This is a genomic window from Exiguobacterium sp. N4-1P, from assembly GCF_002214325.1.
Window position 1 is genome coordinate 2,316,464 of sequence record NZ_CP022236.1, and the last position, 25,318, is coordinate 2,341,781.

General features: G+C 48.5%; 27 protein-coding genes and 1 other annotated feature. Of the genes, 9 read left to right on the forward strand and 18 right to left on the reverse strand.

Going from position 1 to position 25,318, the window contains the following annotated elements:
- Nucleotides 1-68: 68 nt before the first annotated feature.
- The 5 genes from A0126_RS11950 to A0126_RS11970 all read right to left on the reverse strand — a co-directional run bounded on the left by A0126_RS11950 (nucleotide 69) and on the right by A0126_RS11970 (nucleotide 5,582).
- The gene (locus A0126_RS11950; RefSeq protein WP_088837763.1) at nucleotides 69-572 is read right to left on the reverse strand and encodes a GNAT family N-acetyltransferase; all 504 of its coding nucleotides are present in this window, start codon (nucleotides 570-572) and stop codon (nucleotides 69-71) included.
- A 58-nt stretch (nucleotides 573-630) separates the two neighbouring features.
- Nucleotides 631-1,731: a peptide chain release factor 2 gene (gene prfB, locus A0126_RS11955; RefSeq protein ID WP_034800913.1), complete on the reverse strand. Its 1,101-nt coding sequence runs from the start codon at nucleotides 1,729-1,731 to the stop codon at nucleotides 631-633.
- A 67-nt stretch (nucleotides 1,732-1,798) separates the two neighbouring features.
- A complete protein-coding gene (secA, locus tag A0126_RS11960) occupies nucleotides 1,799-4,318 on the reverse strand; it encodes a preprotein translocase subunit SecA (RefSeq protein WP_088837764.1) in 2,520 nt (839 codons plus the stop codon).
- 218 nt (nucleotides 4,319-4,536) lie between these two features.
- On the reverse strand, nucleotides 4,537-5,100 hold the full coding sequence (hpf, locus tag A0126_RS11965; protein ID WP_026827559.1) for a ribosome hibernation-promoting factor, HPF/YfiA family: 564 nt from the start codon (nucleotides 5,098-5,100) through the stop codon (nucleotides 4,537-4,539).
- A 281-nt stretch (nucleotides 5,101-5,381) separates the two neighbouring features.
- Nucleotides 5,382-5,582 (reverse strand): cold shock domain-containing protein, encoded by a 201-nt coding sequence (locus tag A0126_RS11970; RefSeq protein ID WP_088837765.1) that lies wholly within the window; start codon nucleotides 5,580-5,582, stop codon nucleotides 5,382-5,384.
- A gap of 250 nt (nucleotides 5,583-5,832) precedes the next feature.
- Here A0126_RS11970 and A0126_RS11975 point away from each other — a divergent pair, with 250 nt between their 5' ends.
- The 7 genes from A0126_RS11975 (at nucleotide 5,833) to A0126_RS12005 (ending at nucleotide 11,011) form a co-directional block, all read left to right on the forward strand.
- Nucleotides 5,833-6,339 carry a competence protein ComK gene (locus tag A0126_RS11975; protein ID WP_088837766.1) on the forward strand — a complete coding sequence of 169 codons (507 nt, stop codon included), beginning with the start codon at nucleotides 5,833-5,835 and terminating at the stop codon, nucleotides 6,337-6,339.
- A 93-nt stretch (nucleotides 6,340-6,432) separates the two neighbouring features.
- Nucleotides 6,433-8,277: a hypothetical protein gene (locus A0126_RS11980; RefSeq protein ID WP_088837767.1), complete on the forward strand. Its 1,845-nt coding sequence runs from the start codon at nucleotides 6,433-6,435 to the stop codon at nucleotides 8,275-8,277.
- 9 nt (nucleotides 8,278-8,286) lie between these two features.
- Entirely contained in the window at nucleotides 8,287-8,574 is a 288-nt protein-coding gene (locus A0126_RS11985) for an EscU/YscU/HrcU family type III secretion system export apparatus switch protein (RefSeq protein WP_088837768.1), read from the forward strand.
- The gene (fliS, locus tag A0126_RS11990) at nucleotides 8,574-8,966 is read left to right on the forward strand and encodes a flagellar export chaperone FliS (RefSeq protein ID WP_088837769.1); all 393 of its coding nucleotides are present in this window, start codon (nucleotides 8,574-8,576) and stop codon (nucleotides 8,964-8,966) included. The genes A0126_RS11985 and fliS (A0126_RS11990) overlap by 1 nt, the downstream gene beginning before the upstream one ends.
- Nucleotides 8,966-9,859 carry a flagellin N-terminal helical domain-containing protein gene (locus A0126_RS11995; RefSeq protein WP_088837770.1) on the forward strand — a complete coding sequence of 298 codons (894 nt, stop codon included), beginning with the start codon at nucleotides 8,966-8,968 and terminating at the stop codon, nucleotides 9,857-9,859. Before fliS (A0126_RS11990) ends, A0126_RS11995 begins: the two co-directional genes overlap by 1 nt.
- A gap of 18 nt (nucleotides 9,860-9,877) precedes the next feature.
- Entirely contained in the window at nucleotides 9,878-10,318 is a 441-nt protein-coding gene (locus A0126_RS12000; RefSeq protein WP_029331409.1) for a YaaR family protein, read from the forward strand.
- Between the two features lie 24 nt (nucleotides 10,319-10,342).
- A complete protein-coding gene (locus A0126_RS12005) occupies nucleotides 10,343-11,011 on the forward strand; it encodes a DUF2225 domain-containing protein (RefSeq protein WP_088837771.1) in 669 nt (222 codons plus the stop codon).
- 44 nt (nucleotides 11,012-11,055) lie between these two features.
- Here the strand turns inward: A0126_RS12005 and A0126_RS19420 are convergent, their stop codons facing one another.
- The 11 genes from A0126_RS19420 to A0126_RS12055 form a co-directional block, all read right to left on the reverse strand.
- Nucleotides 11,056-11,232 (reverse strand): hypothetical protein, encoded by a 177-nt coding sequence (locus A0126_RS19420; RefSeq protein WP_204251403.1) that lies wholly within the window; start codon nucleotides 11,230-11,232, stop codon nucleotides 11,056-11,058.
- Nucleotides 11,233-11,259: 27 nt separating this feature from the next.
- Complete coding sequence (locus A0126_RS12010; RefSeq protein ID WP_239456752.1) at nucleotides 11,260-11,646, reverse strand: hypothetical protein; 387 nt, start codon at nucleotides 11,644-11,646, stop codon at nucleotides 11,260-11,262.
- Entirely contained in the window at nucleotides 11,610-11,978 is a 369-nt protein-coding gene (gene fliS / locus A0126_RS12015) for a flagellar export chaperone FliS (RefSeq protein WP_088837773.1), read from the reverse strand. The genes A0126_RS12010 and fliS (A0126_RS12015) overlap by 37 nt, the downstream gene beginning before the upstream one ends.
- Nucleotides 11,979-11,993: 15 nt before the next feature.
- Nucleotides 11,994-13,559 carry a flagellar filament capping protein FliD gene (fliD, locus tag A0126_RS12020; protein WP_088837774.1) on the reverse strand — a complete coding sequence of 522 codons (1,566 nt, stop codon included), beginning with the start codon at nucleotides 13,557-13,559 and terminating at the stop codon, nucleotides 11,994-11,996.
- 19 nt (nucleotides 13,560-13,578) lie between these two features.
- Nucleotides 13,579-13,935: a flagellar protein FlaG gene (locus A0126_RS12025; protein WP_088837775.1), complete on the reverse strand. Its 357-nt coding sequence runs from the start codon at nucleotides 13,933-13,935 to the stop codon at nucleotides 13,579-13,581.
- Between the two features lie 139 nt (nucleotides 13,936-14,074).
- Nucleotides 14,075-14,899, reverse strand: a complete 825-nt coding sequence (locus A0126_RS12030; RefSeq protein ID WP_088837776.1) for a flagellin N-terminal helical domain-containing protein — start codon at nucleotides 14,897-14,899, stop codon at nucleotides 14,075-14,077.
- Between the two features lie 225 nt (nucleotides 14,900-15,124).
- Nucleotides 15,125-16,408 carry a methyl-accepting chemotaxis protein gene (locus A0126_RS12035; RefSeq protein ID WP_088837777.1) on the reverse strand — a complete coding sequence of 428 codons (1,284 nt, stop codon included), beginning with the start codon at nucleotides 16,406-16,408 and terminating at the stop codon, nucleotides 15,125-15,127.
- 588 nt (nucleotides 16,409-16,996) lie between these two features.
- Nucleotides 16,997-18,511: a peptide ABC transporter substrate-binding protein gene (locus tag A0126_RS12040; RefSeq protein ID WP_088837778.1), complete on the reverse strand. Its 1,515-nt coding sequence runs from the start codon at nucleotides 18,509-18,511 to the stop codon at nucleotides 16,997-16,999.
- 94 nt (nucleotides 18,512-18,605) lie between these two features.
- Nucleotides 18,606-18,842: a binding site (T-box leader), on the reverse strand.
- 62 nt (nucleotides 18,843-18,904) lie between these two features.
- A complete protein-coding gene (locus tag A0126_RS12045; protein WP_088837779.1) occupies nucleotides 18,905-19,297 on the reverse strand; it encodes a hypothetical protein in 393 nt (130 codons plus the stop codon).
- A gap of 624 nt (nucleotides 19,298-19,921) precedes the next feature.
- Nucleotides 19,922-20,752, reverse strand: a complete 831-nt coding sequence (locus A0126_RS12050; RefSeq protein WP_029331434.1) for a GNAT family N-acetyltransferase — start codon at nucleotides 20,750-20,752, stop codon at nucleotides 19,922-19,924.
- A 63-nt stretch (nucleotides 20,753-20,815) separates the two neighbouring features.
- Nucleotides 20,816-21,298 (reverse strand): hypothetical protein, encoded by a 483-nt coding sequence (locus A0126_RS12055; RefSeq protein WP_088837780.1) that lies wholly within the window; start codon nucleotides 21,296-21,298, stop codon nucleotides 20,816-20,818.
- Between the two features lie 138 nt (nucleotides 21,299-21,436).
- Here A0126_RS12055 and A0126_RS12060 point away from each other — a divergent pair, with 138 nt between their 5' ends.
- Nucleotides 21,437-21,940 (forward strand): hypothetical protein, encoded by a 504-nt coding sequence (locus A0126_RS12060; protein ID WP_088837781.1) that lies wholly within the window; start codon nucleotides 21,437-21,439, stop codon nucleotides 21,938-21,940.
- A 48-nt stretch (nucleotides 21,941-21,988) separates the two neighbouring features.
- Here the strand turns inward: A0126_RS12060 and A0126_RS12065 are convergent, their stop codons facing one another.
- Together A0126_RS12065 and A0126_RS12070 are read right to left on the reverse strand one after the other, a co-directional pair.
- Entirely contained in the window at nucleotides 21,989-23,251 is a 1,263-nt protein-coding gene (locus A0126_RS12065; protein WP_088837782.1) for a HAMP domain-containing sensor histidine kinase, read from the reverse strand.
- Nucleotides 23,248-23,910 (reverse strand): response regulator transcription factor, encoded by a 663-nt coding sequence (locus A0126_RS12070; protein WP_088837783.1) that lies wholly within the window; start codon nucleotides 23,908-23,910, stop codon nucleotides 23,248-23,250. The genes A0126_RS12065 and A0126_RS12070 overlap by 4 nt, the downstream gene beginning before the upstream one ends.
- A 131-nt stretch (nucleotides 23,911-24,041) precedes the next feature.
- Here A0126_RS12070 and A0126_RS12075 point away from each other — a divergent pair, with 131 nt between their 5' ends.
- A complete protein-coding gene (locus tag A0126_RS12075) occupies nucleotides 24,042-25,181 on the forward strand; it encodes a hypothetical protein (RefSeq protein ID WP_088837784.1) in 1,140 nt (379 codons plus the stop codon).
- The last annotated feature ends 137 nt before the right edge of the window (nucleotides 25,182-25,318 follow it).

Consider the following 25,318-nt stretch of genomic DNA (forward strand, 5'->3'; position numbering starts at 1 on the left):
CCGTTTTTTATTTTAGCGCAAAAAGGGAAGTGACGACTAGCCCGTCCGACCAACTCGCAGTGGTTCTCTTATACCGCACTAAAGGGTTTCGGATAACGGACCGTCCCTTTGACGCCCGTTAAGCCATTTCGGACGAGCGGCATGACGAGAAATACTTCAGCCGGGACCGGGAATGGTGCTTCAATCCCGTAATCGATCGCCCGTTCGAATCCGAACTGGGGATAATAACTGTCGTGACCGAGCACGACGATGTGGTGTTCCCCCGCTTCCCGGGCGTCCTCGATGACTTGGCGGATCAACTCTGACCCGATGCCTTTGCGTTGCCAAACCGGCATGACCCCGACCGGCGCCAGGGCGAGCGACGGGACGTCCTCGATGTAAATCCGGCTCAGCAAGACGTGCCCGACGATTTCGCCCCGGTCAGCGACGGCGACCCGGCTGAAACGTGGTGCCGCCTCGTCATCTTCCCGTAAGGCGTCGACTAAATCCGCTTCAGCCGCCTGTTCGAACGCTGCTTCATGCACGCGGCGAATCGCGGCTGCATCCTTAAATTTTTCCTGACGAATGATCATCTCATGTCCTCCTTTTTGAAAAAAAACCGTCGACTTGACCGTCGACGGTAGGTGCTTCTTACATATTGAGTAAACGAAGGTAGGCATCGATGAAGCCCATGATGTCTCCATCCATTGCCCCTTGCGTATTCCCGACTTCATAGTTCGTCCGGTGATCCTTGACCATGCTGTATGGATGGAAGACGTATGAACGAATTTGGCTACCCCACGCGATATCCGATTTTTCGCCACGGATTTCATCGAGTTTCTTTTGTTTCTCCTCGATTTCACGTTGGTAGAGTTTCGCTTTCAACATCTTCATCGCCGCTTCACGGTTCTTGATCTGCGAACGCTCCTGTTGACACGAGACGACGACGCCCGTCGGCACGTGCGTGATCCGGACGGCTGAGTCGGTCGTATTGATGTGCTGTCCACCGGCACCTGACGCCCGGTACGTATCGACACGAAGATCTTCCGTCCGAATGTCGATATCGATGTCATCGTTGAACTCCGGCATGACGTCACATGAAACGAACGATGTATGACGGCGGCCTGACGAATCAAACGGTGAAATCCGGACGAGACGGTGGATTCCTTTTTCCGCCTTCAAGTATCCATAGGCATTGTGCCCTTGAATACGGAGCGTGACCGATTTAACACCGGCTTCGTCACCTGGTTGGTAGTCCATCGTCTCGACTTTCCAGCCCTGTTTGTCGCAAAAACGTTGGTACATCCGGAGTAACATCGAAGCCCAGTCTTGCGACTCGGTCCCACCCGCACCCGGGTGCAGCTCAAGAATTGCGTTGTTTGCGTCATATTCTCCGTTCAACAAGATTTGTAATTCAAACTCGTCGAACTTCTGTTTGATGTCACCGAGTTCCGACTCGAGTTCTTCTTGTAACTCGACGTCCGGCTCTTCTTTAATCAATTCATACGTCAGGACGATGTTTTCGTGTCCATCGGCGAGGTGTTGGTACTTATCTACCATCGCCTTCAAACCGTTCGACTCGTCGATGACTTTTTGCGCTTCTTCTTGATTGTTCCAGAAGTCCGGGAACGTCATCTCGTTTTCGAGCTCTTCGATCCGGGAAATCTTCGTTTCTAAATCAAGCGATGCCTTATATTCTCCGAGTTTCTTCTCCATCCACTCGGCGGTGTTGCGTATTTCTGCTAATTCCATTGTGTTCCACCTTCTCTTTCCGTCAAAAGAGGCAGGAATCTCCCGCCTCTTTCAGTCGATTCATCACTTATGCCTGACGGCCGTGACAGTTCTTGTATTTTTTACCGGATCCGCACCAACATGGGTCGTTGCGTCCGATTTGGTCGTTCGGATTTTTGCGGACAGGCGCTTTTTTGACGACCTTGTCCTCTTTGCCTGAGACGGCGACTTCATCCTTGACGACTTTTTCGCGTTTCAAGTTCGGGTCAAGATCAGCACGAAGGACGAATTGTGTCACTTCTTCCGCGATCGCCGCGTTCATCGTATCGAACATCATTGAACCTTCCGACTGGTATTCCCGCAGCGGATCGTTTTGACCGTAAGCACGAAGGTGAATCCCTTCACGCAACTGATCCATCTGATCGATGTGGTTCATCCAGTGTTGGTCGACGGCACGTAAGACGATGACTTTTTCAAACTCGTCAAACGCTTCAGCCGGTACTTCCGACCGTTTGTGTTCGTAGTGTGCGAACGTCCGCTCTTTGAGCAGTTCGATGATTTCTTCGCGTTCTTTGCCGAACAACTCTTGTTCCGTCACTTTTTCTTCGACGGCAAGTGTCTGGTTTGACCAATCCGCGAGTGCACCGATGCTCCACTCTTCCGGTACGAACTCGATTGGCGTGTACTGATGCACACCTGATTCAATCGTTTGTTCCATCATCGGACGAACGATGTCTGAGACAGACTGGGCGTCAAGAATCGCTGCCCGGTCCGCGTACATGACTTTCCGTTGATCAGCCATGACGTTATCATAACCGAGGACTTGTTTCCGTGCGTCGAAGTTATTTCCTTCGACCCGTTTTTGAGCGGACTCAACGGCACGTGAGACCATCCGGCTTTCAATCGGTTGCGAGTCGTCCATTCCGAGACGATCCATCATCGATTGCAGGGAATCGGATCCGAAACGGCGCATCAATTCATCTTCGAGTGAAAGATAGAACTGGGATGCCCCCGGGTCACCTTGACGACCGGCCCGGCCACGTAACTGGTTATCGATCCGGCGTGATTCGTGACGCTCTGTCCCGAGAATGTAGAGACCGCCTTTTTCGATGACACCTGCACCGAGCTTGATGTCGGTACCGCGTCCGGCCATGTTCGTCGCGATCGTGACCGAGTTCGCTTGTCCCGCGTTCTCAATGATTTCTGCTTCCCGTGCATGGTTTTTCGCGTTCAAGACTTCGTGGCGGATGCCGCGTTTCTTGAGAATCCCGCTGAGGAGCTCAGACGTTTCGACGGCGACCGTACCGACGAGGACCGGTTGTCCTTCGCGGTTGGCACGTTCGATTTCGTCTGCAACAGCAGCGAATTTCCCGTTCATCGTCTTGAAAATCAAATCAGGCTGATCGTTACGGATGACGGGCTTATTCGTCGGAACGGGAACGACATGCATGTTGTAGATGTTCCGGAACTCTTCTTCCTCGGTCTTCGCCGTACCGGTCATACCGGCAAGCTTCGTATACATCCGGAAGAAGTTTTGATACGTGATCGTTGCAAGCGTCATCGATTCACGTTGAATCTCGACGCCTTCCTTCGCTTCAATCGCTTGGTGCAGTCCTTCTGAGTAACGACGTCCTTCCATGACACGACCCGTGAATTGGTCGATGATCATGACCTCATCTTCCCGAATCATATAGTCGACGTCGCGGTGCATGACGGAGTTCGCACGGAGCGCGAGACTCAAGTGATGGTTGAGGGCGACGTGCTCGAGACCAAACAGGTTGTCGATGCCAAAGTATTTTTCAGCGCGGTCGATGCCTTGCTCCGTCAACAGCACACTTTTCGTTTTGATGTCGACCGTATAGTCTTCATCTGCCTTCATCATCTTCGCGAACGTATCTGCTTGTGAGTAGAGGGCCGTCGATTTCTCAGCAGAACCTGAAATGATCAACGGTGTCCGTGCTTCATCAACGAGGATCGAGTCGACTTCATCGACGACAGCATAAGAAAGCGGACGTTGAACACGGTCTTCTTTATACAGGACCATGTTGTCACGCAAGTAGTCGAAACCGAACTCATTGTTCGTTCCGTACGTGATATCACAGCTATAGGCTGCTTGTTTTTCTTGACGCGACATGCTTGACAGGTTCAAACCGACCGATAGACCGAGCGCCGCATAGAGCGGCTCCATGATGTCACGGTCACGTTTCGCCAAGTATTCGTTGACGGTGATGACGTGGACGCCATTGCCGGCGAGTGCGTTCAAATAGACAGGAAGCGTCGCGACAAGCGTTTTCCCTTCCCCTGTCTTCATTTCAGCAATATCACCGTTGTGAAGGACATATCCCCCAATTAATTGGACACGATAATGGCGCATGCCTAAGACACGCGTCGATACTTCACGACAGACGGCGAATGCTTCCGGCAAGATATCATCTAAATCTTCTCCGCCCGCAAGACGCGTCCGGAACTCCACCACTTTACCTTCTAATTCTTGATCTGATAAAGCACCCATTTGTTCCTCGAATGCTTCGACGGCGTCTGCCACTTTTTCTGCTTTTTTCAGGACACGTTTCGTCGGTGCGAATAACTCTTTTAGAAAATTAGCCATGCCATACAGTCCCCTTACTTCGAACGATTCTTTATATGAACAGAATTCCGAGATTTTTCCTTTATTCAGTGTACCGAATACAGCGTCAAATTTCAACAAGCGGACGACGTGACGTCTCGTCCTGTTCGATCTATGTAGCATACGCATCGACTTAAGATATAGTTTTCTAACATATCAAAAAGGGACCCACTCCTAAGAGCGAGTCCCTTGTACATTCATTATTCTGGTTCAATCAAGCCGTAACGACCATCTTTTCGACGGTAAACGACGTTCGTGTTACCCGTTTCAGCGTCTGAGAAGACGAAGAACGTGTGACCGAGCATGTCCATTTGAAGAATCGCTTCTTCCGTATCCATCGGCTTGAGTGTGAAACGTTTTGTTCGAACGAGTTCGAGTTCCGCTTCATCCTCTTCGTAGACAGGTGCTTCTGCCTCCGGTCCTTCAAGCGTTTTGAAGTATTCGCCAATGCCGCCTTCTTTGGCGCGTCCTCTCCGGTTGATTTTCGTTTTATGTTTCCGGATTTGACGTTCGAGCTTATCGACGACGAGGTCGATTGCTGCGTACATGTCGCCATTTACATCCTCTGCACGAAGCAAGAGATTTGGCATTGGAATCGTCACTTCGACTTTCTGTTTCTCATTGTTGACTTTGAGATTGACATAAGCCGTCTGCGCTTCCGTAGGAGTTGTAAAATAACGAGTTAACTTTTCAAGCTTTTTCTCGACGTAATCCTTGAGAGCATCTGTGACGTCCAAGTTTTCACCGCGAATGTTGTAGATCATGTAAACTCCTCCTTAAGTAACCGGTTGAACCTATGAATTCGATAAACTTCAGTCATTTCCTTCTGAAGATTCAAAATTCTTTTGGTTCGTATTTATTATACCACGATAAATGATACAAGGAAATGAAAACGATGACATTCTGTTGAACATCCCCCTCAATCTTTAGCGTACTATAATAGTTTTGTGTGGTGATATTAGCGTATATACCCTTACGAAACTAAATCGAAACAAAAAAACCGCCTTTAGACAATGCCTAAAGACGGTGGCGGCTGCTATTCGGATTAAAGTTTTGTAACGTTCGCAGCTTGTGGGCCACGATCGCCGTCAACGACTTCAAACTCAACTTCTTCGCCTTCTTCAAGTGACTTATAGCCGTCTGCTTGAATTGCTGAGAAGTGGACGAAAATGTCTTTTGCGTCCGATGTCTCGATGAAGCCGTAACCCTTTTCAGCATTAAACCATTTTACTTTACCTTGTTCCATTCGAATTCACGTTCCCTTCGCAAACCAGAGTTCGAGAGCAAGCTCTCTACCGCTTAGTCTATCAAAAGAAGGAATTATTGACAATTGAAAATTCTGATTAATGCGAATTCATTGATGATTTTAAATAAATAGCGCGATCTATTGCTGTTCTTTTCAAAAAATTACATTGTCATTACAGGTGTAGTATTGTATTATATCGTTAGTAATTACCTATTTTATCCATTGTCCTAATTGAGGAGGATGTAGTCGAATGCGACCATTCCATAATGACGAAAAATACCGAATCACGAAACGGACCGTCGCGATCCTGCCGTGCTATGACATGATGAAACAATCCATCATCGTCCTAGAAGACGGCTCAACGATCATGACCCCGCTTCGTCCGTATCAACTCCTGCAACTATCTTGCAGGCAGTACAACAGTTCCATCGAGGAACGGATCGTCACGGCAAAACGTGTCGCTTCCGTCAAAGGAAAAGTTCCAGTCGTCATCGAACCGACGCTCGGTCTTGTCTTTTTCCCTACCAAATCACCAAAACGTGATGATTGCGAGTGGTACGCCTGGAGCCACATGTCCGACGTCATCGAGGAAGACGGACAAACGAAACTCCAAACTCGTAATGGCATGATCCTTCCTGTAAACGCCTCTCCTTACATCGTCCGTAACCAAATGAAAGCAACTGGCGAGCTGATGGCTCGTTACCAACAATTGAACGCGATGACACTAGAGGAACGCTTTAATTCAATTAAACATTAAAAAAAACGGGTTGGGCGATAATTTCGCTCAATCCTTTTTTGTTTATGCCGATATATAATAAGATGAAGAAATTATGAAACAGGAGGTGCCTCGATGAACATCCAGTTGCAACCAAATAGTCCGGCCGTTCCGTCGCCACCGACGACGTTGTCCGACAAAAAGACGTATAGCGGGACCGTCCTTGAGAAAACGGGTCCACATACAGCGCTCGTCCAAGTCGGACGCGACCAAATCGAGATGACGTTCACAGGTGACGTCCCAACAGGAGACTTCCAGTTTAAGGTAAAGGGAGCGACAGCAGAAGGCTATTTGATTGAACAGTTGACGGATACCCCGGACACAGCGCCGACAGGCTCCGTCAAGAACGATGCAACTGGCATCGATCCGACCTTACTCGACGAATTGCCACAAGAGTTAAAACAAGCTGTCGCCCGACTGCTTGCGACAGGACAATTGCCGCAAACGAAGGAAACCGTCGCCCGGCTCGTCGCCGCTCTCCAGGGCACGTACAAAAATCTCGTCGTCGCTCTCGTCTCACGCCCTTCCGACAGTGCCTTGCCGACGGACGTCGATGCGCTGATCAGCAGCTTGCTGACTGAAACGGATTCACTCGTCGACCTGTTACCGGAACGTCAGGCCGTCGTCGATAAACCGACACTCGGCACTGCCATCGCGCTCGACGTTGCTCGAACGACCTTGCCGACACAAGCAGACATCGAGCAAGCGAATGCGCCAAGACTTCGGCAAATCGTGAACCACCTGCCCCTGAACGAGCAAGCAGCGATTGTCGAAACGATCGAACGCGGTGCGTTGACACAGGCACGGGAGCAACTGCGCCCGCATTTCCCCGTCACGCTCGAAGCACCGGAACCGACGAAGCTCGAGCAGTTAACAGCATTGACCGCTGCGCGCCAGACGACGGAACCCGTCCGGTCGGCGTTGACCGTCGTCCGCGAAGTCACGCCACGACTGGCTGAGATGACGAACGACTTCCGGAGTAATCAGCGAACGATCGTCTCGCAACTCAAACAGATTGAACCGCTCGTTGAAGGGCGTCCGGCTCAGATGGCACAAGTCATCGAGAGTACGGCGAACCGGCTTCGCCAAACGTTCCAACAGACGGATGCGATGTTACATACGTCGATGCGGGACGAAAAACAATTGATTCAGTGGCTCTCAAAACTGGAGCGCGGTGCCGACCTTGCCGCAACTGGTCGCGGGACGGAAGCAAAAGCACTTCTCCAGGAAGTAAGGCTCGGATTCGAAGCGTTCCGCTTCACACCGGCGAACGTCCGAACGACGTACTTACCGGAGCTCAATCAACCGGTTCGTCCTGTCAGCGGACAAACACAGACCTCACAAACACCGAGCCGCCCGCTGCCATATGAACCAAGCCAAAACAGCCCGCGCGTCTTACAGGAGACGGTCCAAAAAACACTCCAACTGCAGACGGCCGAGTTGAAGCTCGCGACACCAGCCGCGAACCCGGAAGCAGCGAAACTGCAAACGTTCTTGACGACACAACAACAAGTCAATAAACCGGATGCCAGTCAACAGCTCCAACAATTGTTGCTCGCCCTGCCCGTCCAACTCGTCGAAGGGACAGCCGGCTTACACGTCCATCTGCAAAATAAACGCCCGGACGAAGTGATTGACTGGGAAAACAACACACTCTATGTCCAGCTTGAGACACCGCGGCTCGGCGATATCGGCGTCCGCGTCGAAACGGTCAACCGGAAGATGCAGATTACGATTGAAAATGATGTGCCGATTCTCGAGCGACTGGCCACCCCGTTCCTCGAGCGGACGACCGAGGCGTTAGCAACGACCGGCTTCCAAGATGTCCGGATTCGCTTCAGTCCATTTACAAAAGAACAGGCGACGCCAGAACCTGTCAAACCGGCAGAGACACCAGCTGGCTACGATTACCGGATTTAAGGAGGAGCCATGTATCAAAAAATTGATTTAAAACATCGAAAATCAGCTGCCGTTCTACGGTATGATGAACATTCAGGCAACGCTCCCGTCGTCGTCGCCCGGGCGACCGGGCAAGCCGCCGACCGGATTTTACAGGAAGCGCGCGCCAGTGGTGTCGCGATCGAACAGGATACATCGCTGCTTGGTCACTTACTCGACCTCGATCTTGGAACGGCGATTCCGCCACAACTCTACGACGTAATGGCCGAATTATTGTTATTGATTGAAGAACTCGATCATGCGAAAGGACGGGACTGATGACAGAACAGGAACTGTTTCAAATGACACCGCAACAATTGACGGAAACGATGCTCCAGGGACTCGTCCTGCAATACGACCGGTCGTTGCTCGCCCGCGACGACAACCGGTTCGATGAAATCAACGAACGGTTGCAAAAAGCGTATCAACTCTTAACGAAACTACAAGCAGGGCTCAATGACGACGGTGGCATCATCACCGGTCAACTCGACGCCCTTTACCAGTACTTAGCAGACCAGACGTTACAGGCCTATCGGACGCCACTCGTGTTAGAGGAACTGCTTCAACTCGCAGAAGAACTGCTCGTCACGTGGCAAGCCGCAAGTCTGAAAAAAGAACGACCGCTCGTCCGGGCGGCACACCATGAACGGTATGAAGGGATGGATTATTAATGCGGATCACCAATAACGTACAGGCACTGAAAGCGTACCGGAATTTAAGTGCTAACCAACTGAACGTCAAGACGACGATGGATAAACTGTCGAGCGGACAAAAAATCAACCGCGGCGCCGATGACGCGGCCGGGCTCGCCATCTCGGAGAAGATGCGGAACCGTCTCAAAGCGCTTGATAAAGCGGAACAAAACGTCCTCGACGGAATCTCGATGGTTCAGACACTTGAAGGCGGCATGAGCGAAACACATAACTTATTACAACGGATGCGCGAGCTCGCCGTCCAGGCCGGCAACGGAACACTGGCGACAGAGGACCGGTCGGCTATCCAGGAAGAAATCAACCAATTGACAAATGAAGTCTCACGAATCGCGCAAACGACGCAGTTCAACGGGAAAGACTTATTGACGGGTAACTTCAGCACGGAAGACAATGCCATCTTCATCCAGACAAACATAGGCGCGAACGAAGGGATTTCCTTAACGATTGACGATATGCGGGCGCAAAGCATCGGCATCAGCACGACTACCCAGCTGAACACCGATGTCCGCAAACTCGATGTCCCAAGCGTCGACGGCACACCCGAATACGCCCTCAGCGTGATGACGGAACAGGACGCGAATGATGCCATCAGCCGTTATACGCAAGCAATCGACACGGTTTCAGCGCAACGGTCGAAACTCGGTGCCATCCAAAACCGCTTCGAAGCGATGACATCCGTCCTCAGCGTCAGTAAAGAAAACTTGACGGCATCGGAGTCGCGGATTCGTGATGCTGATATGGCGCGTGAAATGATGGAATATGCAAAATACAATATTTTGAATCAATCCGGGATGGCGATGATTGCCCAAGCGAACGCCTTACCGCAAGGCGTCTTACAACTACTCAACTAATCAAGGAGGACGACAGCCATGGATATCCGGCGCATCCAAGAAACGAGCCGCCTGCAGACACCGAAGACCGGACCACGCGAGGTCGAGGCGTCGACGACGTTTTCTGCGTTGATGCAAGATAAACGCGAGCATAAAGGCTACGAACGGCTCCAACAAAAGTTGACACTCGTCGAAGAACACGGACAATTGCTCGCCGAGAGCCAGACAATCGAGAACCTCGAGAGCTATAAAGAGAAAATCAAGGACTTCCTAAAAGATGCCCTTGATCAATCGCAGCAACTCGAGGAAAAACGCGGCTTCAACCGGCGCGGACGGACGAAAATCTACAAAGTCGTCGAACAGGTCGACGCGAAGCTGCTCGAGCTGACAAACACCGTCATCTCCGGTGAGTCACGCCGTCTCGACATTCTCGACCAAGTCGGAGAAATCAAAGGGATGCTCGTCAACGTCTTTGTCTAAATCGATCCCGAGGAGTTTTATCTAATGCCTGCTATCTACTCAAAAAAATGTAAATGCCCGTACTGCTTGAAGGAAACAGAAACGAAGCGCGTCTTAAGTCGACAGATCCGTGTCGTGCAGACCGACTTCGACGGTTTCATTCACTATGACGGACCAAACGTCTATTATTACGAACCGGTTCAATGCACCCATTGCCGTTTCATCTTCCATGAAGCGTTCGAGAAGCTCCGTCCGGACGTCCGGGAACGACTGACGACGGACATTCTTCCCGCTTTACCGGTGTTAGCGTTCGCTACGACTGAGCGGACAGCGGAGCAGGCAATCCAGCTTTATAAGCTTTGTCTTTATAGTGCTCAAGTGACACTCCAAAAAGAGAGTATCCTCGCGATGCTCGGCGTCCGAATCGCCTGGTTAAATCGTTTGCTTGCAAACAAAGAGCAGGAAGTGCTCTGGATGGAGCGGTCGGTCGAGAAGTACGAAGCGCTTTATCTCAATTATACCGATGCTGTCCGGACCGGGATTCCGCATGATGTTTTATTATTACGAATTGCCGATCTCTATGCGAGTCTCGAGCGGACAGATGACGCGAAGCAATGGTATAGCCTTATCTTTCAGAGTCAAAAAATATCTGACCGAATCAAAAAAGAGGCACGGGAACACTGGGAACTGTATCGGGAACGGCACCAAATCTAAATATCATAACAAAAAAGGACATCCATACAGGATGCCCTTTTTTGTTACGACTCGCGTCGATATTTTTCTTCTTCATAGACGTCAGGCCCGTCCGAAATCGGGCGTTCCGCCTCTTCCCAAGATTCGGACTCGACGTCCGGTTCGATGAATTGATCGTACGAACCATCTGATCGGTAAAACGGTTTCGGCACGGTACGTTTTTTCTCTTCACGTTTAGTCACGCAAGATCCCTCCCTGGAATAAGAAAGTTACTGACGAGAATCAAAATATGGTGAAAAACTACCTTCGACTTCTTCGTACGGGTCGATATACGATTTCCGGCTGACTTTCGTCTGTCGGAGTTGATTGATTTGTACCCCTAATTTAGCGGTTTCTTCAGATAATTTCAAGTCCAGTTTCCGACTTTCGGCGACAAGCTCTTGAATAACCGCTTGATTGGCCCCGGCAAGCAAGTTCGAATGAGCGGCAATGAACGCTTCCCGTTCATTCAGCAAGTTTTGAATCTTGACGACCCATTCGTCATAAACTTCTTCCTCCGGTGTCTGCTCAAGTAGTTCCATCAAATGTTTCGTCTTCAGGCGCAGCGGATCGAGTGGACTCATCGTTGACGGGCGAGCTTCATCGCTTCTTTCCATGTTTCACGAAATTCTTCCGCGAACCCAATCACTTCGTCAATCGCCGTCACATCATTTTTGATGTTCGCATCAATCAAGCGTCCCTGCATGTAATCATATAAATTATTTAAATCCGTTGATAGAGCAATCGATTTATTGAGCGTCAGTTGGAGCTCCATGATGATGGCCTGCGCTTTTTGAATATACGTGTTTTTATCTTGAATATTTCCTTGTTCGATATTACGTTTCGCCATCATTGCAAACTTAATCAGTCCTTCATACAACATCAACGTCAAGTCTTGCGGCAATGCTGTCGTCACCGAGTTCGTTTGGTACGTCGCATATGGATTCATCGTCAGAAACCCTCCTTATTGTCCTAAGTATGAAGCGAGTGTTGCCGATTGACTGTTCGCTTGATTCATTGCCTGTTCCATCGCCGCGAAGCGGCGGTAATAGGCATTTTCTTTAGCTGTTAATTTGTCTTCCCATGAAAGGATACTCTTATCGACGTCAGCAAGTGATTGGCCGAGACGATACGTCGTCGCGACTGCACCATCTAGACCTGCAACCTGTGATACTTTACTCCGCATAGTAGTTGCAAATACTTGAATTTGACGAACAAATCCATCTAATCCATTAGAATTTTGTGTAAGACTTCCATCTGGATTCGTAACCGGTCCTGGTGCATCCGTCGTAAACAACTTGTAAACTCCATCCGGTTGTTCTTCGAGCATTTTCTTCAACTTCGTTTCATTAATTTGCAATTTACCACCATCACGGAAATCGCCTGTAGTTGTAATTCCAATTTGTGACATATAGTTCAAGGCAATCGTATCCGTTCCTGATTGATATGTATAACCGGTGTCAATTTTTGAAGAAATCGCACTGCGAAACTGGTTCATCCCGCTTTGTAAATAACTATCATTACGTAAGATACCACTACTTGCTTTTTCTTCCCATTTTTTAATTTCATCGTCACTTAATTCTGTTCGTTGAGCATCAGTTAACGGCTGATAATCTCTATACTTTTCTTCATTCACTTTACTATTCATTTTATCAATCATATCGTTGTATTTATCAACGAATTTTTTAATAGAATCAAAATTTGTTTGCACATCAAGTTTTGTATTCAATGTTGTTGGTGTTGTCGATATCTTGTTTAAAGTGATTGTTAATCCATTTTGTGTAAACGTGTTTGTTCGTTGTTCTAATTCTTGACCACCAATTGTATACTTGGCATTTTGACCCTCTTGCCCTAAAGTAGCGGTTTGAGAATTTACTTTCTCTATTCCAGCATTAACATCTACAATCGAAATGTCTGATCCGTTCGGATTAAGTTTTCCTGTATTCGTTTTCGTTAAAACTAGTTTCCCTGTAATTTCATTATAGACTGCATTCATGCCAAGACTTGATTTACCATTAATCGCTGCAGTTAAATCAGAGATTTTCTGTGTAGCATCGAGTGAAATCGTTTCATTAATAGCCGTTCCATCAGAAGAAAACGTATTGATTTGAACATTAATTTTACCGTTAACGTCTGCTTCAAATAAACCACTATCTGTAAGTGTGGTGCTACTTGGTCGACCTGCCGTTGTTGTCATACTCACAGAAGAAGCTGAAGCTAGCTGACCAATACTGTCAATCGTTACACTTCCGGTACTTGCTATAGAACTTGCAGAAACACTTACTATTGATAAATCAGAGCTGGTCACAGTTTTTGCTGTATAGTTTTTAGATAAAATCATATCACTTGCTGCTGTTCGCAGGTCAAGCAATGCTCGGTTAATTTCTCGATATGCATCACGTTGCCACGTCAATGTTTGTTTCTTTTGGGCTAAACGATCGACTGGCGCACGTTCCACCTGCATTAATTGTTTAATCATCGTTTCCGTATCAATCCCACTTGCGAGACCACTTAATCGAAGTACTGCCATCCAATCAGTCCTTTCTAAATTAAACCCGTTTATCGATTAATTGATTAAATTCCATAAATGCAGCGAAAAAATCCAATTCTTTTTTACTTGGAATTTCTTGCACGACATTATCATTCATATCAACGATTTGAATATAAAATTCATTTAGTTTTTCATGTTTTACGAACTTCAAACCAGTCCGTTGTATTTCGAGTTGGGAGTTCGCTTTTTCAATTGCTGTTTCAAGCTTCGTAACATGTTGAGATGTAGGCAAGACGACAACCCCATCTTGCTCTAGTTCTTCTTGGTTCGCTTCAACAAAGACGTTCCGTGTCGCTTCGTATGATAAGACGTTTGCAGGCAGGTGAAGCCGAATCTCCGTATTAATGGAATTCATAGACCAACACTCCTTATTTATTCTCTATGTAGTATATCGGCATTGTACTAAAAAATTATAATAGACATTTTATAAAATACATAAAAAGGTCACGGAACGAGTCCATGACCTTTTTTAGTCGTAATAGCTTAACCTTTGATTAACGGAGTAATTGAAGAACAGCTTGTGGCTGTTGGTTTGCTTGAGCAAGCATTGCTTGTGATGCTTGGTTTAAGATGTTGTTTTTAGTGAAATTCATCATTTCTTTCGCCATGTCTACATCACGAACACGTGACTCTGAAGCAGTTAAGTTTTCAGAAGCGTTGTTCAAGTTATTGATTGTGTGCTCTAAACGATTTTGAAGTGCACCAAGGTACGAACGACCAGACGATACAGATTCAATTTGTGTTTGAACAGTAGTAATCGCACCATCTGCTCCAGCTTGTGTGCTGATATCGAGAGCTGAAACTGCCGTAGAAACAGCACTTAAATCAACTCCAGCAGTAGTGAAATCGATATCAATTGTTTGCGTCGCATCTGCTCCAACATGAATTTTCCCGTTAGCATCTGATCCATCAAGAAGTTGTTTCGTATTGAAGGTAGTATTATCTTTGATACGTCCGATTTCTGAAGAAAGTTGATCGAACTCATCTTTCAATGCAGTTCTGTCAGCAGCAACGTTCGTATCGTTTGAAGATTGAACAGCAAGTTCACGTTGACGTTGGAGAATAGAATGCACTTCGTTCAAACCACCTTCTGCAGTTTGAATTAACGAAATACCATCTTGTGCGTTACGTGAAGCTTGTTCTAACCCACGAACTTGACCACGCATTTTTTCAGAAATTGCAAGTCCTGCAGCATCGTCACCAGCACGGTTGATACGAAGACCTGAAGAAAGTTTCTCCATTGCTTTTCCAGCGTTTGCTGTGTTTGCACTCATGTTACGATGAGCATTCATTGCGTTAAGGTTGTGATTGATAATCATTTTAAGTTTCCCTCCATAGGAATAATTTTTTTGTCTCTTTGAAGATCCTTCTTCTCCGAGATGCGCCCCCTGGCCGGCCCAAGGGTAGCGCGATGGTTGTAGTCGATGACTGCTTCCACTCTATATATCGTCGCCGTGCCGAAATGTTTAACAGTTTCTCTCAAAAAAAAATAAAAAAATTCAAAAGAAAAATCGCAGACGGGACTTCCGCCTGCGATTTCTAAATTAGAGACGCGTCGCGCCCGTTTCTTCTTGCAGTTGTTCCGCGACTGCGACGAGCTCTTCCATCGCACCGTTGACTTCACTGAGTGAAGCCGCCTGATGACTAGAAGCCTGCAAGACTTGCTCCGCATGTTTCGATGCTTCTTCAACCATCGCGAGGATGTTCGCCGTCGTCAAACCGACTTGGTCAATCTCTTTGTCCGACTTCACGACAAGCTGGTCAACCGATTTAACACGTGAATACACATGTTCTGTTGAATGGTGAATTTCTTCGAATGACGACCCTGCTTGTTCGACAAGTCCGACACCGGTCGCGACTTCTTTTTGGACGTCCGTCATCGCATTCGCCGTATCGTTGACGAGACGTTTGACACCGGAAATCAAATCGGTGATTTCTTTTGCTGACGTCGCTGTTTGTTCAGCAAGCTTCTTGACTTCCGCCGCAACAACGGCGAAACCGCGACCGGCTTCTCCGGCACGTGCTGCTTCGATCGAGGCATTCAAACTGAGTAAGTTCGTCTGTGCTGAAATGTCACTGATGACGTCCGTGATTCGTGAAATTTCACCTGTCATATCCGTCAAACGACCGTTCAGTGTCGCGGATTGTTCCATCTTACTAGAAATCATATGCATCGCTTCAACCGAATCCGTTGCGAGCGTCTTGCCGTTCTCGGCTTCTGTCTGCATGACCGTCGCGGATTTCAAGGCTTCGTTCATTTCTTTTGCGACTTCATCCATCGTTCGTTTGACGGTACCGAGTGCATCCATCGAGAGGTAGGCTTGATCGACGTTTTCGTTCATCTTCGTCGAGAGTTCCGCCATTGCAGTCCGGATGCTTTCTCCTGACGCGTTGCCTTCATGGACGGCTGCCGCGATTTCCTGGGCTGACGCCGTCAGCTTGTCGCTTGAGCTACCCATCTGTGTCGCTTGCTTGCGGATATGTACCACCATCACTTCGAGTTCATGCATCAACTGATCGACTTCGTCACCACGCTTCGCTTCTTCGAAATCCACATCAAAGTTACCGTTCGCGACTTCACGTGCCGTTTGTGTTGCTTTTTCGATTGCTTTGATTGGCTGACGGAGAATCAATTGAATCAACAGTGATCCGAGAATCGACAAGACTAATCCGATGCCCGCTCCAAATAAAATCGCCTGGTTTTCTGCGACGTCGACTCCGCGCGAGAGGAATAATGTCAGCTGGGCAGAAATTCCGCCTGTAATGATTGAAATCACGAGAACCCATACAAATAACCGAATCTTTAAATTGCTACGTAACTTGCTCATATCCGTAACTTCCCTTCCTGATTCTTTTCTCAACATTCTCCTTATCGGCAAGATATGAGGACGCTTTAATAGAATTGACCTGATTTCAAAGTCGGTTATAGGATTTACTTGTCACAAAATAACAATTTGATTTATGCCAACGATAAATTAGTACAGCAACGTGTAGACAAAGGAACATCAGGTAATAAAAAGCGTCTTTTTTTCGTTGCTTTCCTCGGGCGAGGCGCAAGCCGTTGCTCCTTGATCCTCACGGACAATGAGCAGGGTCTTACCTGCCTCTGAAAGTGCGTTAAAAACGCACTTTTCCCCGTAGGAGTCAACGAAACGTGACGCTTTTTAGGGAATAGCGTGACTGAAATCCAGTCATACAGACGGGTTAGAACACATTCCGTCTTGAATCCCTTTAAACCGCTAACAGGAATCAGTCGCAACCCTGCAGTGAAGTGAAGAAATGCGGAAGATTGCCGCTTGGAAGACGCGTCGAGATAAGGAAGCGCAACATGACAATACCCATTTAGAAAAACTCTTCCTGACACAAAAAACCGTCCGCTTTGTCATCTAAACATGATAAGGCGAACGGCTGATGTTTTACTTACGATCAATTTCAACGTACTTATACGAGATGTCTGTCCCGACGTTGTGTCGGGCGAGGTGCGTGACTTCCGTGTTTTGCAAGAAGGCGTTTTTGCGTTGGTAGACCGGCGAAATCGCTTGATCGTCGAGTAACAGCGATTCAGCCTGACTCAACAGTTCCAACCGTTTATCTTGATCGAGTTCTTTTTCTGCCTGTTGCAAGAGACGGTCATACTTTTTGTTCGAGTAATCCATCATGTTGAACGGATTTCCCGTCATGAACAAGTTCAAGTATGTCGTCGCGTCTTGATAATCCGGTGCCCAGCTTGCAAGTGACAAATCATAGTCCCCTCGTCCTTCACGGGCAAGACGTTCCTTCTTCGGCAATGGCAAGAGTTTGACGTCGAGGTTTTGACGCTTTAACGTTCCTTGAATGTACTCCCCAATTTTTTTCGAGACGTCATCGTCCTCGATGATCATCGTCAATTCTAGATTTTGCGGTTCGAGGACTTTCTTCGCCTGCGCTTCGTCGAATGATGACGTGATTTGACGTGTTTTATCGTACTGCGGATCAAGCTCTTGCGGGACGATATAGTCGGCCGGTAACGAGCCGTTTCCGAGTAACGTTTCCGTCAACGCTTCTTTATTATAAGCAGCGTCAATCGCTTGGCGGGTCTGCTTATCTTTTAAGGCGTCCGTTTTTTGATTCATCCGGATGAAGAACATCCGTGAATCACTGAACGTGTTGTACTCTTTTTTATCTTTATAGTTGATGACGTTTTCCGAGTTGAGCGGTGCGACATCGAGTTCGCCTGTTTCAAACAAGTTGATCGCAAGCATCGGGTCCTTGATGATTTTGACGTCGACTTCGTCAATCTTGACTTGTTTTTGGTCGGCGTAGTCAGCATTTTTCGCGAGCGTGTAGCCTTGCTCCGCTTGATACTTCTTGAACGTGAACGGTCCGTTGTAGACATTCGTCTCCGGATCCGTCCCGAACTTGTCGCCTTGTGCTTTGACGATGTCTTCACGGACCGGCATGTACGTCCCGAACGTCGTCATGCTGAGGAAGTACGGCGTCGGCCGTTTCAGTTCGATTTGCAACGTTTCGTCGTCGATGACTTTCGTTTCTTTGACGGGCTCAAGCAAGTACGCAAACGGGGAGTTCGTCTCGATGACGCGCTCATAGGCATAACGGAAGTTTTCTGCCGTGACGGGTTTTCCGTCAGACCATTTCGCCGTCGGGTCAAGCTTGAACGTATAGACTTTTCCGTCTTCCGATACGCTGTGCGACTCAGCAGCTGCCGGGACGAGTTCATTGTTTTCATCGAAGCGGTACAGTCCTTCATAAATCTGGTTGAAGATGTTCGACGTGATGGCATCCGCCGGGTCGACCGACAGGAGATCATAACTTTCCATCGTGTGCAGGACTTTCTTTTCGTTTTCGTTCGGCGCCGCTTGTTCTGTGTCTGTCGTCGAGCATCCTGCGAGTAGGAACGCCGTGCTTGCCGCCGCGATCAATGTCTTTTTCATAAAAAATTCCTCCTAAAGATAATGTGCGTTGGATGATTCGGCGTTCCTTGACGTAAAACAAAAGACGCCCTCTATGCATAGCAAAAGCTGCTGCATAGAGGACGCCTGTATCCGCGCGGTGCCACCTCTAGTTGAGATTAAAAATCTCCTCTTGTCGCTGGTCCAACAACCAGCTAGCCTTGTAACGGGGGCAACCGTCCTGTCTACTGCAATCGTTCAACAGGCTCTCAGCGGTCCATTCCCTAATCAGCTTACCGCGTCAGGCTCTCACCTTTCCTGACTCGCTTTGTCGGCAGTGTTGACGGTACTTACTCCGCTTCGTTGATTTGTTTGATATGGCTTAACTTGGTCTTTACTTTACACGGCTCGGATTTCACTGTCAATCAAAAGTGCTCAAAACGGATGATCTTCCTGTTTCTCCTGTTCTTTCCGGACCGGACGGGGACGAATCGGTTCGACCCGCTCGACGTGGGTCCGTGTAATAATCCGGTTACCAAATGCCGCGTCAAGTAAAATCGTGATGGCCGCTGCCATGTGCAATAACATCCCGACGACCGGAATGACACCGACTGTCGACGCGACGATTCCGACGATGTTACCTTTTGAGACATTGCCGGCCCGCGCCGTCAACACCACAACCACGATGTGGAACGCAAGCATCAACCATAACGCGTTATAACCTGACCCGATAACAATCAATCCACCGAGAATCGGAATCCCGAGGATGGCCTCTAAACCACCTGACACCCACTTCAACGTCCGTAATGATTCCTGTCGATCATTCATGTCGTCGCCTCCTCTATTTTTCCATATGTCTAGTATACGACAAAACACGGGAGAGGTTTCAGACTTCCTTTAGATTATGAACTTATTTTTTTCAGCGGTTTCCTTCTCTCCTTATCACTGGATTCCTAACAAAACAGTTTCCGTCGTCCGGGCGCGACTCCTACGGGAAAAGGAAGGGCTCGTCCCTTCCGTCAGGAACAGGCAAGACCCGGTCGGCTGCAAGTCGATCGCGGCTTGCGGTTCCGCCCGAGGAAAGCGCGCCCGAGGACGATAGGATACGACATCCTATTTTTTAAAAGAGTAGTAAGACCCAAACGCCTATGCCTTTTATAACGATTACATAAACAAGCCCACTCCCATGAACTTTCCATCAAACTGCTTATGCTCCTATCGTCCGGGCGCGACTCCTGCGGGAAAAGGAAGGGCTCGTCCCTTCCGTCAGGAACAAGCGAGACCCGGTCGGCTAAAAGCCGATCGCGGCTTGCGTTCGGCCCGAGGAAAGCGCGCCAGCGGACGATCAGAAACGATATTCTATTTTCTTAGAGAGTAGTAAGACCTAAGGTCTATGCTTGCTATACGATTTCACAAAAAAAGCCCACTCCCGTGGACTTTCGTTCAACCTTCTTATAATTCAAGCACGTGGAACTGATAACCGCGGCCAACGACGAATCCGGCATCTTTATAGAGATCCAGTGCCCGTGCGTTATCCGTCTCGACATCGAGTTCAAGCTGCGTTCGACCTGTCCGGAACATCGCTTGGACCATCAGTTTCAACATCTTCTTCCCGTAGCCATTGCCCTGCGCTTCCGGACGAACGGCGAACGCATGGATGCTCGCTTGTGTCTCGGATGCTAAATATGCACGGACGACACCGACCGGCTGACCGTTCGCCACACCGACATACGTGACGCGATCCTCTGTCTCAATCGCTTGATAAATCGCTTCCGCCTCGTCCGCTGTATTTCCGAACGACTGTCCGAGCGTCTCGACGATGAACGGACGGTCCGATGCCGTCGCTTCGCGTAATTCGAAATCAGGATCTGCTTTTAAGAACAATTGCGCTTTTTTCAGCACCATATTGTATTCCGTCATCCGGTACTCTGCCCCAAGCTTGCCCAAGACTGCTTTACCGGATTGACTTGCATCATCAATCACGAACGTAAAGGCTTCCGCGCCCGTTTCGCGCGCTACGCCAGCCGCCGTTTCGACGAGCGATTTAAAAATCCCTTGCTGCCGGTAATCGGGATCAACGAAGACGTTGACTTCCCATTCTGTCGGTAGATACGCGAAGGCTTGCAGGTAGCCAATCAATTTTGAGCCGTCGTAGACAGCAAAATCATTCTCGCCGACATAATCTGCCGCCACCTTCAATTCAATTCCATCATGATCGTTGACACATTTCTCAAGTTGCAAGACATCTGTCGTTTGTAAGACTTTCGTTACTGTAAATTCCATCTCTCTTCACCTCAATCTTTACTATAGCGAACCACTAAAAGAAGCACTAGCAAAAGCTAATGCTTACTGCAGTTTAAATGTTTTCATCATCCGCGGAACGTGATATGTGATCAAGCGTTCGATTGTTTTGTTCCCGACTGCACCTTTAACGGCTTCCGTCGGTTGGACATAATAGTACGTTTTATTGTCCTTCGTCCCAAGATACGTGCCGTACCCGACTTGACGATCGAACTGTTTTTTCGACAGTTTCTTCGGTTCATAGTTCAAGTTGACGAGCAACTGATCTTTTCCCTTCACCTTATAATAGAGCGAAAACGTTCCGCTTCGTGTCACGGTACCGTACTTCGTCTTGACCGTCTTGTTTTTGATCAGCTCGACTTTGTCTTGCGCGATTGCTTTCTTCAGCGTCTCTGTCGCCTTGACCGAATAACCAAGCTGTTTGTTTTGAACCATCCCTTTTTGATAAGAGACGTTCGTCGCACCAAAGGCCGTCACCGGAATCAGACATGCCCCGATTAATAGTCCTGTCATTGCGATTCGTTTCATGCTGATTCCTCCTTTATGTATGCGATAATAGTAAAATTCCCTTTCGTACAATAGGTAAACCTTATTCTCGAAAAAGATTTGACGGAATTGTCTAAATTTCTTACGATAAGAGTAACGAAACGAAATGGGGTTAAAAGGATGGCTGAACAAGAACAATTAACACAAGAACAGCTCGATAATCTGCTCAAGAACTCATTCGCGATGCAGGTACCAATCCTCGAGAAGTTCATGAAAGATACACATGACCGCTATGCACTCGCAACGACTTCTTTCAAACGGGATATGGACGCGATGAAAGAATCGGAATGGCATCAATTCTTCGCCGGCAAATTGTTACCGCACTTCTTCCTCGAGCATCTTGGATTCGGCGCTTCGTTCCGCTTCAACGGACACGATAAAGAAGTCGACCTCCCGGAAAACGTCGTCCCTGTCCGTAATGATGCAGATGACCAAATCGCGAAAGTCGTCCTCGGCGTCGAAAAAGCGATGAAGGACATGCACATCAAAAACCACAACCTCGTCGCGAAATTTTACCAAGAGACACTCGAACTCGCTTGCCAAATGGGCAGCCGCGTCGGCATGAGTGATGAATTCTATACACTCGTCAAACCGAGTCTCGTCCACGAAAACGAATCAAAATAAGCACTGACAGCCCCGCTCCTCTCGACGAGGAACGGGGCTTTTTTTACATTATAGACGAATAAAGAAACACGCTCCGCCTTGCGGACTCGTTCGAACGCCATAGACCAGTTCATGGCTGTCGAGAATCAAACGGCTAATCGCAAGCCCGAGCCCGTGCCCGGAACTGCCGTCTTGTTTGACGTACAAATCCCAAATCGTCGCCCGGTCGGACTCCGGGACGCCACGCCCCGCGTCCTCGACCGTCATTTCAGTCTCCGTCAGCCGAATGATGACCCGGCTATCAGGCGGAGCAGCAGCGTGGGCATTCATCAGGAAGTTGACGAGGACCCGTTCGAACATATGCCTGTCAACACGACGCGTGACGGGCACAGCTTCAGCGACAAGTGCCAACCCCTCCTTCTCAAACGTCGCCTCCAACCGTCCGACCGTATCGAACACCAGGTCGTCTAGTCGCGTCTCAACCCGCTCGAGCGGCATCATCCCTCCGGCAAGCTTCGAGTAGACGAGCGTCTCATCAATCAATAGGCCGAGGCGATCCGTCTCCTCGATGATGCTGTCCGTGACATCCGGTAGTTCGTCTAGCGGAATCACTCCTGCTGCGAGCGCCTCCGTTTCGTTGCGGATGATTGCGAGCGGCGTCCGCAAATCATGGGTGATACCGGCGATGAATGACTTTTGCAACGTTTCTTTTTGGAGGAGTTGTTCCTGCATTTCATCGACGGCAGCAATCAACTCACCGACTTCATCATTCGGTCGTTCGGGTAGCGGGACGCTTTTTTTCCCCGCTCCGATTTGCTGGGCGACGGACCGTAAGTTGACGATCGGTCGCGTGAACTGTCGTCCCATATAATAAGCAAGCCCTGTCGCAAGCAACAAGGTCACGAGGAGCGCGACACCAATCGCCAAGTAGACACCGTTCAACGCACTACTCGCGAGCGGTGCATTTCGAATCGTCGTGATGACCGTGTCCCCCTCTTTCAGCTGATAGGTCAACAAACGTTGATTCTGAACATCAATCACGTCTTGTTGCTGCAACTTCTCGAGCGCCGGTAAGTTGACCGGTTGCGGTCCTCGTCCACCGAGGCGTTGCGTTTGTCCGTCGATCGTGATGAAACCTTGAATGTCACGGGGAAGCGGTTGATTGCCGTCGATCGCTTCTTGAATGATATTTGCTTCACGTGCGAGTTGACTGTAGCGTTCGTCTTCCGCAAACCGATTGACGAGCACCGCCGTCAAGATAAAACTCAAGCTACCCATGACGAGGAGCGGTGCGACGACCGCCAGTAAAAACTTCCGCATCAATTTACTCATTCCATCGCCTCCAGTCGATATCCGACCCGGTGGACCGTCTTTAACTGTTGTTTGATCGTCGGTAACTTATCACGCAATTGTTTGACGTGCGTATCGACGGTCCGGGTATCGCCACCGAACGTATATCCCCAGACATCATCCAGGATTTGATCGCGACTGAGTGCTTCACCGATATGTTCGACGAAGTATGTCAACAGCTCAAACTCCATCTTCGCTAGACTAAGCGACTGCTCGCCGTTTTTGACGAGACGCGCTTTCGGATCCAACGTTAAGTCACCCAACCGGAAGGCGGTGTCTTTCGGACGCTGGTTCAGCGCCCGCTCGAGCCGGATCGTCAGTTCTTTCAAGACGACGGGTTTGACGAGGTAATCGTCTGCTCCGAGCTCAAGTCCGAATACACGGTCATCCGCTTCACCACGCGACGTCATCATGAAGACGACGGGCGGCATAGCGACCGCTTTAATCGACGGGACGAGCGACCAGCCGTCCCCATCCGGGAGTCGAACATCGACGAGGACCGCGTCAAAAGTCGTTTTGCTTAAGGCGTCCTTCGCTTGTCCAATCGACATCGCGAGTGTCACTTCATATCCGTGGTGCCGTAAAAAACGTTCTGTCACGTGTGCTAACTTTACTTCATCTTCAATCAATAAAATATTCATCGTTATCCCTCCACATGCTTAGTGTACCGCCTTTTCCAGCCGATTTGCTTTTCTTGGCAATTTCTTTGCAACTTCCTCACAACTTCGTTTTCGATTCACGCTAACATACAAGGTGAAAGGAGTGATCAACCATGAAATTCAAAAAACAATGGATCACCGCACTTACAATCAGCGCATTAACAGTAGGAGGAGCTTCTGCTCTCGCTGCAACAAATGATAGCGATGCATCGAAAACGAAATCCGAGCGTCATCACTTCGAAGGTATGAAAAAAATGGACGTTACAATCCTCTTAGATAAACTCGGCATCACAGAAGACGAGGCACAAACAGCACGGGAAGCGAAGACATCGATTGCTGAGCTCGCAGAAGAAAAAGGTATCTCGTTCGCCGACTACAAAGCCGCTGAACTTGCAGCAACAAAAGAACAACTTGCTAGTCTTGTCGCGTCAGGTGATCTTACGAAAACACAATCCGCTGATATGTTAGAACGTCAAACGGAGCGCTTCAGCAAAGTCTCGAGCTATGACGAATTGAAAGAACAGCAGCCTAAAGGGCAACGTCACGGTAACAAGGGCGGTTTCTTTAATAAAGAACTCGTCGCAGATGTCCTTGCCGCACTTAACTTAAATCAGGAGGACTTCGATGCTGCAAACCAATCACTCGCCGCGTTCGCGAAAGCCCAATCAATCCAGTTCGCCGACTACAAAAAAGCGGTCATCGCCTCACAATCAGAACAACTTGACCAATTCGTCAAAGACGGTAAGATGACGGAAAAACAGGCGACGACGATTAAAGAACGGATGACTGAAGAGTTCTCAGACATGACGAGTTATGACGAGTTGCCGGATCGGGAAAAACAAGGACAAGGCAAACGTGACGGCGGACAACGCGACGTCTTCGGTGACACGACTGCAACGGTCTTAGCGAGTCTCAAACTCGATGAAGCGAAATTCGAAGCTGCCGATCAAGCACTTCCTGAATTTGCGAAAGCGAACGATATCGCCTTCGACGACTTCGAGCAAGCGGTCCTCACCGCTCAAACGGCTGCAATTGATGCGAAACTAGCAGACGGTTCCATCACAGAAAAACAAGCGACGTCGATGAAGGAACGGATGCAAGAACGTGCGGATCAGGTCTCAAGTTATGACGACCTTAAGCAAGGACCACGCGATGGTGGACAAGGTGGACGTCACCACGGAATGAACGAAAAGAATACGGATCAATCAACGGACCCGAATGCAAGCGAGACATCTGTCGATCTTGCCATTTAATCCATTCAAAAAGAACAGGTGCTTCTGTACCTGTTCTTTTATTTGTTTTTTGATATTCCGATTCTCTTTTTTTGAAAAAACAGTCTATTTTTCGAACTTTAATTGCAATTGTCGCTACTTAGAACCGATACTAGAAA

Excerpts from the sequence above, each read along its gene's own strand:
- A0126_RS11950 (WP_088837763.1), bottom strand. The coding sequence starts at position 572 with ATGATCATTCGTCAGGAAAAATTTAAGGATGCAGCCGCGATTCGCCGC.
- prfB (WP_034800913.1), bottom strand. The coding sequence starts at position 1,731 with ATGGAATTAGCAGAAATACGCAACACCGCCGAGTGGATGGAGAAGAAA.
- secA (WP_088837764.1), bottom strand. The coding sequence starts at position 4,318 with ATGGCTAATTTTCTAAAAGAGTTATTCGCACCGACGAAACGTGTCCTG.
- hpf (WP_026827559.1), bottom strand. The coding sequence starts at position 5,100 with ATGATCTACAACATTCGCGGTGAAAACTTGGACGTCACAGATGCTCTC.
- A0126_RS11970 (WP_088837765.1), bottom strand. The coding sequence starts at position 5,582 with ATGGAACAAGGTAAAGTAAAATGGTTTAATGCTGAAAAGGGTTACGGC.
- A0126_RS11975 (WP_088837766.1), top strand. The coding sequence starts at position 5,833 with ATGCGACCATTCCATAATGACGAAAAATACCGAATCACGAAACGGACC.
- A0126_RS11980 (WP_088837767.1), top strand. The coding sequence starts at position 6,433 with ATGAACATCCAGTTGCAACCAAATAGTCCGGCCGTTCCGTCGCCACCG.
- A0126_RS11985 (WP_088837768.1), top strand. The coding sequence starts at position 8,287 with ATGTATCAAAAAATTGATTTAAAACATCGAAAATCAGCTGCCGTTCTA.
- fliS (WP_088837769.1), top strand. The coding sequence starts at position 8,574 with ATGACAGAACAGGAACTGTTTCAAATGACACCGCAACAATTGACGGAA.
- A0126_RS11995 (WP_088837770.1), top strand. The coding sequence starts at position 8,966 with ATGCGGATCACCAATAACGTACAGGCACTGAAAGCGTACCGGAATTTA.
- A0126_RS12000 (WP_029331409.1), top strand. The coding sequence starts at position 9,878 with ATGGATATCCGGCGCATCCAAGAAACGAGCCGCCTGCAGACACCGAAG.
- A0126_RS12005 (WP_088837771.1), top strand. The coding sequence starts at position 10,343 with ATGCCTGCTATCTACTCAAAAAAATGTAAATGCCCGTACTGCTTGAAG.
- A0126_RS12010 (WP_239456752.1), bottom strand. The coding sequence starts at position 11,646 with ATGGAAAGAAGCGATGAAGCTCGCCCGTCAACGATGAGTCCACTCGAT.
- fliS (WP_088837773.1), bottom strand. The coding sequence starts at position 11,978 with ATGAATCCATATGCGACGTACCAAACGAACTCGGTGACGACAGCATTG.
- fliD (WP_088837774.1), bottom strand. The coding sequence starts at position 13,559 with ATGGCAGTACTTCGATTAAGTGGTCTCGCAAGTGGGATTGATACGGAA.
- A0126_RS12025 (WP_088837775.1), bottom strand. The coding sequence starts at position 13,935 with ATGAATTCCATTAATACGGAGATTCGGCTTCACCTGCCTGCAAACGTC.
- A0126_RS12030 (WP_088837776.1), bottom strand. The coding sequence starts at position 14,899 with ATGATTATCAATCACAACCTTAACGCAATGAATGCTCATCGTAACATG.
- A0126_RS12035 (WP_088837777.1), bottom strand. The coding sequence starts at position 16,408 with ATGAGCAAGTTACGTAGCAATTTAAAGATTCGGTTATTTGTATGGGTT.
- A0126_RS12040 (WP_088837778.1), bottom strand. The coding sequence starts at position 18,511 with ATGAAAAAGACATTGATCGCGGCGGCAAGCACGGCGTTCCTACTCGCA.
- A0126_RS12045 (WP_088837779.1), bottom strand. The coding sequence starts at position 19,297 with ATGAATGATCGACAGGAATCATTACGGACGTTGAAGTGGGTGTCAGGT.
- A0126_RS12050 (WP_029331434.1), bottom strand. The coding sequence starts at position 20,752 with ATGGAATTTACAGTAACGAAAGTCTTACAAACGACAGATGTCTTGCAA.
- A0126_RS12055 (WP_088837780.1), bottom strand. The coding sequence starts at position 21,298 with ATGAAACGAATCGCAATGACAGGACTATTAATCGGGGCATGTCTGATT.
- A0126_RS12060 (WP_088837781.1), top strand. The coding sequence starts at position 21,437 with ATGGCTGAACAAGAACAATTAACACAAGAACAGCTCGATAATCTGCTC.
- A0126_RS12065 (WP_088837782.1), bottom strand. The coding sequence starts at position 23,251 with ATGAGTAAATTGATGCGGAAGTTTTTACTGGCGGTCGTCGCACCGCTC.
- A0126_RS12070 (WP_088837783.1), bottom strand. The coding sequence starts at position 23,910 with ATGAATATTTTATTGATTGAAGATGAAGTAAAGTTAGCACACGTGACA.
- A0126_RS12075 (WP_088837784.1), top strand. The coding sequence starts at position 24,042 with ATGAAATTCAAAAAACAATGGATCACCGCACTTACAATCAGCGCATTA.